Source organism: Helicobacter salomonis, from assembly GCF_900197775.1.
Lineage (GTDB): Bacteria > Campylobacterota > Campylobacteria > Campylobacterales > Helicobacteraceae > Helicobacter > Helicobacter salomonis.
Genome location: NZ_FZMA01000024.1, coordinates 1 through 13,772 on the forward strand (window position 1 = coordinate 1; position 13,772 = coordinate 13,772).

10 protein-coding genes and 1 tRNA gene are annotated in these 13,772 nt (G+C 45.4%); 10 read left to right on the top strand and 1 reads right to left on the bottom strand.

Annotated elements, in window-relative coordinates; translation table 11 throughout:
- From C6H04_RS04800 to C6H04_RS04845, 10 genes are all read left to right on the top strand, one after another.
- On the top strand, positions 1-688 hold a 688-nt coding region (locus tag C6H04_RS04800), incomplete at its 5' end, for a restriction endonuclease subunit S (RefSeq protein ID WP_199767089.1).
- A complete protein-coding gene (locus tag C6H04_RS04805) occupies positions 685-3,570 on the top strand; it encodes a type I restriction endonuclease subunit R (RefSeq protein ID WP_104732479.1) in 2,886 nt (961 codons plus the stop codon). The genes C6H04_RS04800 and C6H04_RS04805, both read left to right, overlap by 4 nt.
- A 126-nt stretch (positions 3,571-3,696) precedes the next feature.
- Positions 3,697-5,301 carry a type I restriction-modification system subunit M gene (locus C6H04_RS04810; protein ID WP_104732501.1) on the top strand — a complete coding sequence of 535 codons (1,605 nt, stop codon included), beginning with the start codon at positions 3,697-3,699 and terminating at the stop codon, positions 5,299-5,301.
- Positions 5,302-5,404: 103 nt separating this feature from the next.
- Entirely contained in the window at positions 5,405-6,199 is a 795-nt protein-coding gene (locus tag C6H04_RS04815; RefSeq protein ID WP_104732480.1) for a hypothetical protein, read from the top strand.
- Positions 6,192-8,258 (top strand): restriction endonuclease subunit S, encoded by a 2,067-nt coding sequence (locus tag C6H04_RS04820; RefSeq protein WP_158653814.1) that lies wholly within the window; start codon positions 6,192-6,194, stop codon positions 8,256-8,258. The genes C6H04_RS04815 and C6H04_RS04820 overlap by 8 nt, the downstream gene beginning before the upstream one ends.
- Positions 8,259-8,363: 105 nt before the next feature.
- A complete protein-coding gene (locus C6H04_RS04825) occupies positions 8,364-9,449 on the top strand; it encodes a DNA-methyltransferase (RefSeq protein ID WP_104732482.1) in 1,086 nt (361 codons plus the stop codon).
- Between the two features lie 55 nt (positions 9,450-9,504).
- On the top strand, positions 9,505-11,040 hold the full coding sequence (locus tag C6H04_RS04830) for an SLC13 family permease (RefSeq protein WP_104732483.1): 1,536 nt from the start codon (positions 9,505-9,507) through the stop codon (positions 11,038-11,040).
- Between the two features lie 2 nt (positions 11,041-11,042).
- Complete coding sequence (locus C6H04_RS04835) at positions 11,043-11,819, top strand: phosphatidate cytidylyltransferase (RefSeq protein WP_104732484.1); 777 nt, start codon at positions 11,043-11,045, stop codon at positions 11,817-11,819.
- Positions 11,812-12,921: a 1-deoxy-D-xylulose-5-phosphate reductoisomerase gene (dxr, locus tag C6H04_RS04840; RefSeq protein ID WP_104732485.1), complete on the top strand. Its 1,110-nt coding sequence runs from the start codon at positions 11,812-11,814 to the stop codon at positions 12,919-12,921. Before C6H04_RS04835 ends, dxr begins: the two co-directional genes overlap by 8 nt.
- Positions 12,922-12,935: 14 nt before the next feature.
- Positions 12,936-13,694: a TSUP family transporter gene (locus tag C6H04_RS04845; protein WP_104694969.1), complete on the top strand. Its 759-nt coding sequence runs from the start codon at positions 12,936-12,938 to the stop codon at positions 13,692-13,694.
- A 1-nt stretch (position 13,695) separates the two neighbouring features.
- Here the strand turns inward: C6H04_RS04845 and C6H04_RS04850 are convergent.
- Positions 13,696-13,771 (bottom strand) — tRNA-Phe (locus C6H04_RS04850).
- Position 13,772: the final 1 nt, after the last annotated feature.

Below are 13,772 nucleotides of genomic sequence, written 5' to 3' on the forward strand. Positions count from 1 at the left end.
GGGGGTGGGGGGGGGGGGGGGGGGGGTAAGTCGTGATCCTTATGATTTTACCCATGCCCTTCTCAAAAAGTCGTTTAAGGTGGAATGGGTGGAATTGGGCACTATTGGGGAGTTTATATGGGGACACAGGATAGTTAAAGCTGATTTGCAACCCAAAAACCATGATGGCACATTGATAGGGGCTATCCACTACGGGCAAATACACACACACTATAGCACTTATACGGATAATGTCATTAGCTTCATATCTCCCCAAATTGCCAAAAAACTTAGAAAAGCAAAAAAAGGAGACTTACTTTTTGTGAATATGAGCGAAAACATTAACGATATTTGTAAGGCTGTGGCATATTTAGGAGATGATGATATTTGTTTTGGCGACATGTTTGCTTTTCGCCATAATCAAAACCCTAAATACCTGGCCTATTTTTTTCAAACGCAAACTTTTTTAAATTTCAAAAAAAGGTTTGCTTATGGTGCAAAAATAATCTATATTGATGCTAAAGACTTAAAGACTTTTTTAATCCCCCTACCCCCTCTGGTAGTGCAAGCCAAAATTGTAGAAATTTTAGATCAATTCCACGCCCTGACCACCGACCTACAAGAGGGCTTGCCTGCTGAGATTGAGGCGCGCAAAAAACAGTATAATCACTACCTAAACGCCTTGTTACACTTTGAGGAGCACGCATGACCACTTTAGAACAAATCGCCCAAGGGGACTTAAGCACCGTGGTGGCTCTTAAGCCCACCAGCAAGAGCCAAGCCACCACTTACCAAAAAGAGGCAGAGCTAGAGGCGTATTTAATAGAACAACTCCAAGCCCAAGGTTACAATCTTTTAAAGCCCGCCACGCCAGAGAGCCTTAAAGAGAATCTTAAGACCCAAATTGAAAAGCTCAACCGCCTCACTTTCAGCGAGCGCGAATGGGAGCGTTTTACCCAACAAATCAACCCCCGCAACGCCACTTTTATTAATAAAACCCGCACGCTCCAGCACGATTATAGCCAGTCCTTTAAATTTGACAATGGAGACACGAAAAATATCCAGCTTTTAGATAAAAAGCACATCCATAACAATTACCTACAAGTGATCCAGCAATACCCCACCCCGGGCAGGGAACACCGCTATGATGTGAGTATTCTAGTTAATGGGCTACCCCTAGTGCATATCGAGCTTAAAAAAAGAGGGGTGAATCTGCAGGAAGCCTTTAGACAAATCCGAGACTACCATAGAACGAGCATGGGCGCTCCGGGTAGCTTATTTGGCTTTGTGCAGGTCTTTGTGATCAGCAATGGCACACAGACCAAGTATTACAGCAACACCACAGCCAGCGACACGGGCAAAGACTCTTATAAATTCACCAGCTTTTGGGCAGATCAGCATAACCAACGCATTGAGGATTTACAGGATTTTATCCCCACTTTCTTTGATACACACACCCTATTAAGCCTTTTGCTTTATTATTGTGTTTTCACCAGCGAGTCTAAATTGCTTGTTTTGCGCCCTTACCAAGTGGTCGCTATAGAGGAGATTTTAAAGCAAGTGCTCATCACGCACAACCAAAAAAACTATGGCAAGCCCAAAAACGGGGGCTATATTTGGCACACCACGGGCAGCGGCAAGACTTTAACCAGCTTTAAACTCGCCCAGCTTGCCGCACGGCTGGACTTTATAGCTAAGGTGCTCTTTGTGGTGGATCGCAAGGACTTAGACCACCAAACCATGAAGGAATATGAGAAATACCAAAAAAACAGCGCAAGCTCCAACAAGAACACCAAAACCCTACAAATCCAGCTAGAAAACCCCGATCCTAACAAAAAGACCATCATCACCACGATCCAAAAGTTGCATAAATTCATTAAGGGCAATCCCAAGTCGTCCATTTTAGAACAAGAGGTGTTGTTTATCTTTGATGAATGCCATCGAAGCCAACTGGGTAAAATGCACGCTGATATTGCGCGGGCTTTTAAGAAACACCATTTTTATGGATTCACCGGCACGCCCATTTTTGAGGCTAATTGCGAGGGCAAAGAGCACGCCATCACACAGGAGAGATTTGGTAGAGAGTTGCACCATTATACGATTGTCAATGCGATCCATGATGGCAATGTTTTGCGTTTTTTAATGCACTACTACAACACCGACACGCACACAGAGCTAAAGAGCGAGGCGGATTTTTGCCACCCTAAACGCATTGCTAAGGTTGTTCAACACATCTTAAATCATTTTGCCAAAGTTACAAAAGGGAGTTTTAACTCCATTTTGGCCTGTGCGAATATAGAGATGGCTAAAAAATATTACCAAGCCTTTAAAGCGTGTGTGCATCCTTTAAAAGTAGCCATCATCTACAGCTATAGCCCCAGCGATGACCTAGAAGATGAGAACAACGAGGAGGCGGGCAAACTGGAGCAAAATGACAGGGATTTTTTAGAGCAAGCAATTCAAGATTATAACCACGCCTTTGAAAGTAATTATGACATTGGGATTTTCAACGATTACTATAAAGATGTGTCTTCGCGCATGAAGAAAAGAGAGATCGATTTGCTCATTGTGGTCAATATGTTCTTAACCGGCTTTGATGCGCCCACTTGCAACACGCTTTGGGTGGATAAGAACTTAAGATACCATGGCTTACTGCAAGCCTTTTCAAGGACAAACCGCCCCTACAATAGTGTCAAGAGCGAGGGTAATATCGTGTGTTTTAGGCCTTTAGAAGAGAATTTAAACGACGCTTTAAGACTCTTTGGCCAAAAGAATTCTCATGAGATTGTGATCTTAGATGGCTTTAAAGAAATCTACGCAAAATATCAAGCCTTGGCATCCAAGCTCTTAAGCACATATCCCCTCCATGCATTTTCCCAGCACACAAAGGCAGAGAGCGCACAAGAGTCGTTCATTAATCTTTATGATGAAATTCTAAAAATACGCAATGTTTTAGTGTGCTTTGCAGAGTTTGGTCCAAATAATGACCCCATCAGCCCCAGAGATTTGCAAGACTACCAAGGGCATTATTTGGACTTGTATGAAAAGTTTAGAGGGCCTAGAGAAAGTCCAAACAAGACACATAAGGAATTTGACGATAATTGTGTGTTTGAAATGGAGCTCATCAAGCAAGTGGAAATCAACATTGACTATATTTTAAATCTCATTGCGGAGGGTAAATCCGAAGAAGACATTTTACGCGCCATCAAGTCCAGCCCAAAAATGCGCAGTAAACAAGAGGTGATTTTGAGCTTTTGGGAGTTCTTCAAACAGCACCCAAGTCCAGATATCCAAGCCAGTTTCAGAGATTATATGGATAGCCAACGGCAACAAGAATTTGCCCGCATTGTCCAGCATTATCAACTCCAAGAAAAGAGCGCCCATGATTTTATGTCCAAAGCCTTTAAGCACCACAATATTAGCTTTAAAGGGACACAGTTTCCCACACTTCTGCCTAAAGAAAAAGCATCGTTCTTTAGCATAAATTCTGAAGGCCAGCCCATGCGCCAGCATTTAAAAAATCAAGTGCAATCCGTTCTGCAAGCTTTTTTTGACAAATACCATGACATTTCTAGTCAGGATTGGAAATAATTGAGTGGTTTTTACAGCCTTCTTGAATCTCTAGGGCTTCTTCAAACAACTCTAGCAGGCCTGCTTTTAAAGCAAAAATCATAAGAACCAAAACTTGTGTTAGAATATCCCTTTTTTGAGGATGCCATGCAAGAAGTCGCCACACAAACAAAGCAAAACAACGAGCAAAACGCACAAGTAAAGCGCAATGAGCTTTTTAAGACCATTTGGGGCATTGCAGATAAATTGCGCGGAGCGGTGGATGGTTGGGACTTTAAGCAATTTGTTTTAGGCATTATCTTTTACCGCTACCTCTGCGAGAATCTCACAAGCTATATCAATGCCTATGAACAAGCCCTAGATCCAAACTTTGATTATGCCACCTTAAACGATGAGCAGGCACAGATTGCTAAGGAAGTGCTTTTGAAGGAAAAGGGCTTTTTTATCCCGCCCAGCGAGCTTTTTAGCAATGTGCTCAAGCGGGCAGATAAAGACGAAGACCTTAATATTAACTTAAATAAGATCTTCCAAAACATTGAAGCCTCCAGCCTAGAGGGCGAGGCGCAGGAGAATTTTAGAGGGCTTTTTGCGGATTTGGACATGGATAGTAGCAAGCTAGGCGATGGTGTCAAAGAGAAAAATGAAAAGATCAGCAGCCTTTTAAAGGCCGTGGGGGCGATGAAAATTGAGGACTATCAAGAGAGCGGGATCGATATCTTTGGGGACGCTTACGAGTTTTTAATGGGCATGTATGCCAGCAATGCGGGCAAGAGTGGGGGCGAGTTTTTCACCCCCCAAGAGGTGAGCGAGCTCTTGGCTAGATTAGTCTTGCACGGGCAAAAGGACATCAATAAGGTTTATGACCCTTGTTGTGGGAGTGGCTCGCTCTTGCTCAAATTTGCCAAGATTTTAGGCAAAGACAATATCAAACAGGGCTTTTTTGGTCAGGAAATCAACCCGACCACCTACAACCTCTGCCGGGCGAATATGTTTTTACACAATATTGACTATGACACATTTCATATCGCCTATGGGGACACTCTAATAGACCCTAAGCATGAAAGTGATGAGCCCTTTGACGCCATTGTGTCTAATCCGCCCTACTCCACCAAATGGATCGGCGATGATGACCCCCTACTCATCAACAAACCCCGTTTTGCGCCCGCTGGGGTGCTAGCCCCCAAGGGCAAGGCGGATTTAGCTTTTAGCTTGCATATGCTCTTTTGGCTCTCGCCCAAGGGGACATGTGCGATTGTGCAATTTCCCGGGGTGTTGTATCGGGGTGGGGCAGAGGCAAAAATCCGCCAATACCTCATAGAGCGTAATTTTGTGGATGGGGTGATCGCGCTCGCCCCTGATCTTTTCTTTGGGACCAACATCGCCACTTGCGTGCTGATCTTGCGTAAGAATAGAGGCGATCACCGGGTTTTATTCATGGATGCGAGTTTAGAATGTGTGCGTGCAGACACGCAGAACAAGCTAAGTCCGGCTAACATCGCTAAAATCCTAAAGGTCTATGAGACAAGAGAGGAGCTGCCCCATTTTTCTATTTTAGTGGAGGCAGAGCAAATTAGACAAAATGGCTATAACCTCTCTGTGAGCCGCTATTTAGACCCCAAAGAGGAGGAGGGGGGGCTAGACATCGCCCAATTAAACGCCCAAATCGCCACTATTGTGGCCAAACAACAAGCCCTAAGAGAGGGGCTAGATAAAATCATCGATGGTTTAGAAAATGGAGCAAATGGAGCATAGGAGAGAATTTAGAGTATCCTCTTGCAAGCAAGCACCCGCTATTCATAGCGGTGAGACCTCTAAATTAGGCAGATTATACAACAAAGTTTCCATAGTAAGTTGAATGTTTGATTTGCAAAATGCATTTTTTCAAAAAATATCCGCATTATTTTTAGATATGCCACATTTGATGACAGAGGAGTTTGAAACAAAAATCAAACAAAGCATTGGGGTTTTACACCACGGCTATTTATGGGGGGCTTGTAAAGAGGCCCAAATCTTGCTCAAGAAGAAAAATGGCGCACTTAAAAAAAATCTATTTGATTTAACCATGCAACTCTACAACAAAAGACGCAACACGCACCAAGCAAGTTTCTTGCTGTTGCAATGTTTTGAAAATGCCTTGAGAAGCACGATGGCGATTGTGATTGCCAATGCCTTCAATGGCAACAACGATGATTGGTTCATACAATGCCCCAAGGATGCGGCGCAACATTATCTGGTCAAAAAAATCGATGCCATCATCGCCTTACGCAACAAAAACCTCAAAACCCCTCTGGACAAACAAAAGATGAACTCTTTTGAGGTCTTTGATTTGTTCTCTTTGGGGGACTTAGAGCTGATTTTAGACAAATATTATTACCCCCATTTTGAATCTTTGTTTGCCACACCAAAAATCTACAAGAATCAAGAAATCCCTGCCTTTGGGACAAAGCAACATGCGATCAACACCATCGCACGCATTAGAGATGCAAGAAATGAAATTTTTCACAACAAGCCCACCAAGATCAAATTTAAAAAAGACTTGGAAATTTTGCTGGTGAGGCTGGGCTACAACCTCCAAAAAGCTTGCGCTATAGAGGATTTGCGCCTCTTTTTCAATCTCAAATTTAATTATGCAAAGATGGGAAATGGATAAAACAGAAGGCCTGTTAAAGGCGGAGGGCTTGGAGAGAGTGCCTAAACACCCTTTAGAAAAACTCTTACAAGAACATTGCCCGCAGGGGGTGGAGTTTGTGGAATTGGGGGAGGTGTGTAGTTTGCTTAATGGTTATTCCTTTAAAAAAAGCGACTATGTGGAAAAATCTAACACTTTGTTAATCAGAATGGGCAACATCCGCCCTAATGGCGGGTTTAATCCTGAACACAAACCCATTTACTTACCTGACAGCTTTTTAGAAAAATATAAAAATTATGCTTTGAGCGATGGGGATATTCTTATCGCTATGACCGACATGGGGGAGAGTGCAAATATTTTAGGCATGCCCACCCTTGTCAAAAAGCTAGAGGGTCAAAATCTCTTGCTTAATCAGCGTGTCGCCAAACTTTGCGACTTTGCCCCTAATGTGCTTATCGCCTATGTACGCTATGCCTTGATAACACAAAGGGCGAGAAAATACATTAAGTCTTTAGGCAACATGGCGGCACAAATCAACTTAGGGACACGGGCTTTTTTATCTACGAAAATCCCCCTCCCCCCGCTCATAGTGCAAGAGAAAATAGTAACCATTCTTGATTGCTTTACAGAGCTTACAGCAGAGCTTAGCGCAAGAAAAAAACAATACGCTTACTATCTCAATGCTCTTTTAGACTTTGGCACGCCTACAAGCCCCAAAGACGCACGCCATGCCCTGCTTAAGGAATCGTTTAAGGTGGAATGGGTGGAATTGGGCACTATTGGGGAATTTGTGCGGGGTAGTGGGCTGACTAAAGCGGATTTACACCCTGATAATCCTAACGGGGAGCTAGTGGGGGCAATCCACTATGGAGAGATTCACACTTTTTATAATATCCACACGAGCAAAACTAAAAGCTTTATCACGCAAGAGCTGGCTAAGAAGTTAAAGCCTGTATATTGTGGGGACTTAGTGATTGTGGGGGTGAGTGAAAACCCCGCTGATGTGTGTAAGGCGGTGGCTTACTTGGGGCAAGAAACCATCTACATAGGCGGGGACACTTTCGCCCTTAGACACCAACAAAACCCGAAATACTTAGCCTATCTGTTCCAAACGCAAGCCTTTAAGGATTTTAAGCTGAAATACACTTGCGGGGCAAAGGTGAGTCGCTTGAATTTACAAGACTTAAAGACTTTTTTAATCCCACTACCCCCTCTCCCCCTCCAAGAAAAAATCGTAAAAATTTTAGATCAATTCCACGCCCTGACCACCGACCTACAAGAGGGCTTGCCCGCTGAGATTGCGGCGCGCAAAAAACAATACACCCACTACCTAAACGCGCTTTTAGACTTTGGCGCGCCCACAGGGGGGGGGGGGGGGGAAAACCTTGATTGGTTGGACAAACACCCGCTTAAAGACTGGATTTTACAAAAATGGGGCGCGCGCGTGCTAAAACCCAAACACCCCTTAGAAAAGTTATTGCACGAGCACTGCCCGCAGGGGGTGGAGTTTGTGGAGTTAGGAGAAGTAACCCGCAGGGTTGCCAATGTTGCATGGAAAAATAACCCTAAAAATTACCACTATATTGATTTATCAAGCGTGGATAGGGAGCTATCTCAAATCACACAAACAACCCCCATTAACGCCCAAAATGCCCCCTCTCGAGCACGCTACATTGTAGAAACTAAAGATGTTTTGTTGGGCACAACCCGCCCCCTTTTAAAGCGGATTACCCTTGTGGGGGCAGAACATAACGGACAAATTTGTAGTACGGGTTTTTGTGTTTTGCGTGCAGACATAGCTAAAGTCCTCCCCGAGTGGATTTTTTACAATATTACAAGCGACAGGTTTTTCATGCATGCTAGGGCATGGCAAGAAGGCACAAGTTACCCCATGCTTGCAGATAAACATGTCATGTCTTTTACTATCCCCCTCCCCCCTCTTGTAGTGCAAGAAAAAATCGTAGAAATTTTAGACCAATTTAACACCCTCACCACCGACCTACAAGAGGGCTTGCCCGCTGAGATAGAGGCTAGAGAAAAACAATACAGCTACTACCTCAATGCGTTGTTAAATTTTTAGTTTGCCTATGTTTTGTGCTGGAGCGTATCGCTCCTTAGAGAGGTTTTTGAATCAAGAGAGAGCAAAAGAGGTATAATGGAAATTTAAATTTTGGGGTAGAGGTTCATGCTAGAAAAAATCGATCGCATTCTACAAGGAAACTGCCTAGAACTGCTGCCCACTCTGCCCTCTGAGAGTGTAGATTTAATCATCGCCGATCCGCCCTATTTTATGCAGACACAGGGGGAGTTGTTGCGTGATAATGGAGAAGTCTTTATGGGTGTGCGTGCAGCATGGGATCAATTTGAGAGTCTGCAGGCTTACGATTCTTTTTGTTTGGCGTGGTTAAGCGAGTGTAGACGCGTGTTAAAAGCACATGGGAGTATCTGGGTGATGGGCTCGTTTCAAAATATCTACCGTTTGGGCTATTTAATGCAAAATTTGGGTTTTTGGATTCTCAATGATATTATCTGGGCTAAACCCAATCCCGTGCCCAATTTCAGGGGTAGTCGTTTTTGCAACGCCCATGAGAGCTTGCTTTGGTGTGCTAAAGATAAGAGTGCACGCTACACCTTTAATTATAAAACCATGAAAGCCCTCAATCACAACAAGCAAGAGCGCAGTGTATGGCATATAGGCATTTGCATGGGGGCAGAACGCCTAAAGGGAGCGAATGGAAAAAAACTCCACCCCACTCAAAAACCCCAAGCCCTCTTAGAAAAGATCATTCTCTCTAGCAGTAGGCCCGGGGATTTGATTTTAGACCCCTTTTTTGGCACGGGCACTACAGGGGCGATTGCTAAGAAATTCAAACGACACTTTTTAGGCATTGAGCAAGACTCCCTCTTCGTGCAGGAAGCCACTAAACGCATCGCTAACATTACCCCCGTGAGCAATACCCTCACACAGGGCGCGCTAGAAGTCAAACCCCCCAAAGTAAGCTTAAAGCAACTCTGTGCAGCGGGCTTTTTGCAGGACAGACAGAAATTCTATGACAAACAACAAAATTATATCTGTTATTTGCTAGAGGATCGTTTGCATGACGATCAGGAACATCTAAGTATCCACCAAATGGCGGCTAAACACCTACACAAAAAAAATCACAATGGCTGGGCTTACTTTTATGTCTTTTGGAAAGAAGAATTTGTGAGTGTGGATTTGCTACGCTACGCCTACGCCCAGCGCCCTTATCCTCCCATTCTCAAAATTTAAATAAAATGTTAATTCCTATGGCTTAAACTAAGAAAATTAGCATAAGGATTTTAAAATGCCACAAAAGAGTTTTAGGTTCAGCGTGCCATGGATGGGTTTTTGGGGAGGCTTCATTTTAGCTCTAGGGGTGTATTTTGCCCTCCATGCCCATTTAGATGTGATCAAGCACACCATCACCAAGCCCGGACTTAAATTAGATTCTCTACCCATCGTAGCCGCTGTGGCAATCTTGATGGGGACTTGGTGGATGAGCGAAGCGATCGCTTTGGTGGCTACTGCCCTGCTACCCCTCGTGCTCTTTAGCGCGTTGGGCGTGGCTAGTTTTAAAGAAGTGGGCGCGTCCTATGGGAGTCCTATTATCTTCTTGTTTATGGGGGGTTTTGTGCTGGCAATGGCGATGCAACGCTGGAATCTACATAGCCGTATCGCGCTAAGAATTATTCTTTTAGTGGGCACGAGCCCTAGAGCGTTGGTAGCCGGTTTTATGTTGGCGACTGCCTTTTTATCTATGTGGGTTTCTAACACGGCAACCGCAGTGATGATGATGCCTGTGGGCTTGAGTGTGTTAACCCTCGTAGCAAAATTACTCCAAAAACAGGATTGTAAAACTGATTCCTCTTACCAATCCGCTCCCATTTATCGCACCAATTTCAGTATCTGTTTGATGTTGGGCATCGCTTATAGTGCCTCTATTGGATCGCTAGCCACCCTCATAGGCACGCCCCCTAACGCCCTGTTGGCTGGTTATATGCAAGACGCCTTTGGGTTTAAAATTGGCTTTGGGCAGTGGATGATCTTGGGCGTGCCCATCGCTTTACTCATGCTCATGGGGGCGTGGTTTTTACTCACCTTTGTCATCTTCCCTATCAAGATCAAAGAAATCCCCGGAGGTAGGGAGGTGATCGTTCAAGAATTGCACAAATTAGGACCGATGAGTGCAGGAGAACTCTGGGTTGCCACTTTATTCGTGCTCGCTTCTTTGAGCTGGGTTTTTTTAGGCAGTATTTTACACTCTATGGGAATTAAGATCGCCAATTTAGACTCCATCATTGCCATGGGGGTCGCCATCGCGCTTTTTATCATCCCCGCGCAAAAAACCCGTCTCATCGATTGGGATACGATGAAAAAACTCCCCTGGGATGTGCTCTTGCTCTTTGGGGGTGGACTGGCTTTAAGCGCGCAATTTAGCAAGAGCGGGTTATCTCTGTGGATTGGACATCAAGTGGCGCACTTGTCCCATTTACCCTTATTACTCTTAATGGTCTTGGTGGTAGCCTTAGTGATTTTCTTAACCGAAATCACCTCCAACACCGCCACGGCTGCGGCCTTTTTGCCCGTGATTGGGGGGGTGGCTTTGGGACTGGGTTATGAGCACTCCCAAGTCCTCTTTTTTACCATCCCTGTAGCTTTAGCAGCCACCTGCGCTTTTATGTTGCCTGTGGCAACCCCACCCAATGCGATCGCTTATGGTTCGGGTTATGTCAAAATGCAAGATATGATCAAAGCTGGGCTATGGCTCAACATCTTAGGGATTGTGCTCATTAGCCTCATCACCTACATTTTAGTGGGCAAAATCTTTGTTGGGAGTTAGGTATGGATTTTTCTAAGTTGAAGGGGGAGAAAACGCGCTATATCACAGGGGCACTCTTAGTCGCGCTTGTTGTGGTGGTGTTGGTTAGCCACAATATGCTGTTCTTGTGGGCGGTGCTAGGCGTGGCGTATCTGGTGGGCTTTTATGAGGCTTTAAAACTCTATGAGAAAATCCACGCTCTGAGCTTTTCTTTTTGGCATTATGGGCTGGCTTTAGGGGTGTGGGGGCTTGCTTATATCAGCCCACGCCCCATTGAGGGCGCATTATTTGTGGGGATGTTCTTTGCAGGCGCATTAGCCTTGAGAGCAAAGGATACTAGGCAGGTGTTGCCCCTCATTTACCCCACTCTGCCCTTTGTGGTGCTTTTAGCATTATTTAAGGACTTTGGCGTGCGCGGGGTGGTGTGGCTAGTCGTGGTCGTTGTGGTGGCTGATGTGGGGGCTTATTTTGGAGGCAGATTGCTAGGTAAAATCCCTCTAAGTCCCACTTCGCCCAAAAAGACCCTAGAGGGTTCTTTAATAGGATTGGGTTTGTCTAGCGTGCTTGGGGGTCTGGCGGGCATGTGGAGTGTGGGTTTTGTGTGGGCGTTAGGGATTAGTGTGGTGGTCGCCTTGAGCGCGATCTTGGGCGATCTGTTTGAGAGTTATCTCAAGCGCAAAGCCGAAGTTAAGGATAGTGGGGCATGCTTGCCCGGACATGGAGGGATTTTAGATCGTTTAGATGCTATGCTTTTTGGAGGCGTGGCGTTGCATTTCTTGCTCTTTTTGCCCTATGTCTAGTGCGATTATTTTAGGGAGCACGGGCTCTATTGGCACACAAGCCCTAGAAGTGGCACAAACTTTAGGGGTTGAGGTGGAGGCTTTGAGTGGTGGGCACAATGAAACTCTTTTGTTGCAACAAATCCACGCTCATAAACCTAAAAAAGTCTTTTTGCCCCAGCCTAGCAGGGCGTTTTTACGAGATTTGCCCCACAATGTCGCTCTCTTTGCAGGTGCACGAGGGCTAGAAGGGATGCTGCAGGCTTGCCACTCCCCAGTAGTGCTCAACGCTCTAAGCGGTTTTGTTGGATTAAAGCCCACTTTGATCACTCTTGAGCAACATAAAACCCTAGCTTTAGCCAATAAGGAGTCTTTAGTTGTGGCCGGTTGGTTGCTAGATACTAAAGGCATGATCCCCATTGATAGCGAACATTTTGGGCTGTGGAGTTTGCTCCAACACCGCAATATTGCAGAGGTGCAAACCCTTTATTTGAGCGCGAGTGGAGGAGCGCTGCGCGACCTAAAACCCGAGCAAATCCCCCATCAAAGCCTAGAAAAAGTCTTAAAACACCCTAACTGGGACATGGGCGTGCATATCACCATCAACGCGGCTAACATGCTCAATAAGCTTTTTGAGGTGTTGGAAGCGCGTTGGCTCTTTGGCATAGATGCTATTGATGCCTATATTGAGCGCACTTCCAGCGTACATGCCCTCGTGCGCTTTAAAGATCAAAGCCTGCACGCCCAACTCTCCACCCCTGACATGAAACTCCCCATTGCCCACGCCCTAGCCCCCAAGCAAGCCCACCAGCAAGCTAGCATCGCGCCCTTAGATTTATGCGTCTTACCTCCCCTACAATTTGAGCCCATCGATACGCGCAAATACCCTCTATGGGCACTCAAAGACACCCTATTAGAGAATCCCAAATTAGGTGTGGTGCTCAATGCCAGCGCAGAAGTGGCGACTCAAGCCTTTATAGAGGGCAAAATCTCCTTTGGACAAATTGTTAGGATAGTAGAAGAGGGTTTAATGCGTTTTGAGGACACCACTAAATCACTGGCTAATTTAGAGGATATCTACACTTTGGACGCGCAGATACGCGCGTCTGTGAGGATATCTTAGATTTAGGAGCTAGCATGGAATTAGAATGGTATGTATATGCGATCGTGGTCGTGGTGGCTTTTTGCGCAGGACTGGTAGATTCCATTGCCGGAGGTGGGGGACTAATCACCATGCCTACCCTGTTAGCTTTGGGAATCCCGCCACACCTAGCCCTAGCCACCAACAAACTTCAAAGCAGTTTTGGGAGTTTCACGGCTGCGCTGAATTTTTGCTTGAAGGGCATGGTGTCCTTAAGAGAGGTCGCCTTTGGGGTGGGGTGTGTGGTGGTGGGGGCCAGTCTAGGAACGACACTAATTTTATGGCTTAAAGCGGACATCTTACGCCTACTCATTCCCATTTTATTATCCTCAATCTTTCTCTATACCTTGTTAGCCCCCAAAGTGGGCGAGGGGGATAGCCATCCTAAACTTGAGCCCACCCTTTTCTATGGCATCTTTGGGCTAGGGTTGGGGTTTTACGATGGGTTTTTTGGACCGGGCACGGGTTCATTTTGGACCTTTGCGATGGTCGCACTCTTGGGGCTCAACATGAAAAAAGCCACCGCACGCACTAAAGTGTTTAATTTCACCAGCAATATCATCAGTTTAAGCGTGTTTTTAATCGGGGGGCAAGTGATTTGGGCGGTGGGGCTCTTGATGGGAGCAGGGCAGATACTGGGCGCGTGGGTGGGCTCTAATTTAGTGATAGTTAAAGAAGTGCAGTTTATCCGTCGTGTATTTCTATGCGTGGTAGGGGCGACAATTTTAAAGCTATTTTGGGATTTTATACGCTAGATGGTGGCTTGAGGCGGAATCGAACCACCGACACGAAGATTTTCAGTCTTCTGCTCTACCGACTGAGCTATCAAGCCA

Bases quoted from the DNA above. Each gene is read 5' to 3' on its own strand.
- C6H04_RS04805 (WP_104732479.1), top strand. From the start codon at position 685: ATGACCACTTTAGAACAAATCGCCCAAGGGGACTTAAGCACCGTGGTG.
- C6H04_RS04810 (WP_104732501.1), top strand. From the start codon at position 3,697: ATGCAAGAAGTCGCCACACAAACAAAGCAAAACAACGAGCAAAACGCA.
- C6H04_RS04815 (WP_104732480.1), top strand. From the start codon at position 5,405: ATGTTTGATTTGCAAAATGCATTTTTTCAAAAAATATCCGCATTATTT.
- C6H04_RS04820 (WP_158653814.1), top strand. From the start codon at position 6,192: ATGGATAAAACAGAAGGCCTGTTAAAGGCGGAGGGCTTGGAGAGAGTG.
- C6H04_RS04825 (WP_104732482.1), top strand. From the start codon at position 8,364: ATGCTAGAAAAAATCGATCGCATTCTACAAGGAAACTGCCTAGAACTG.
- C6H04_RS04830 (WP_104732483.1), top strand. From the start codon at position 9,505: ATGCCACAAAAGAGTTTTAGGTTCAGCGTGCCATGGATGGGTTTTTGG.
- C6H04_RS04835 (WP_104732484.1), top strand. From the start codon at position 11,043: ATGGATTTTTCTAAGTTGAAGGGGGAGAAAACGCGCTATATCACAGGG.
- dxr (WP_104732485.1), top strand. From the start codon at position 11,812: ATGTCTAGTGCGATTATTTTAGGGAGCACGGGCTCTATTGGCACACAA.
- C6H04_RS04845 (WP_104694969.1), top strand. From the start codon at position 12,936: ATGGAATTAGAATGGTATGTATATGCGATCGTGGTCGTGGTGGCTTTT.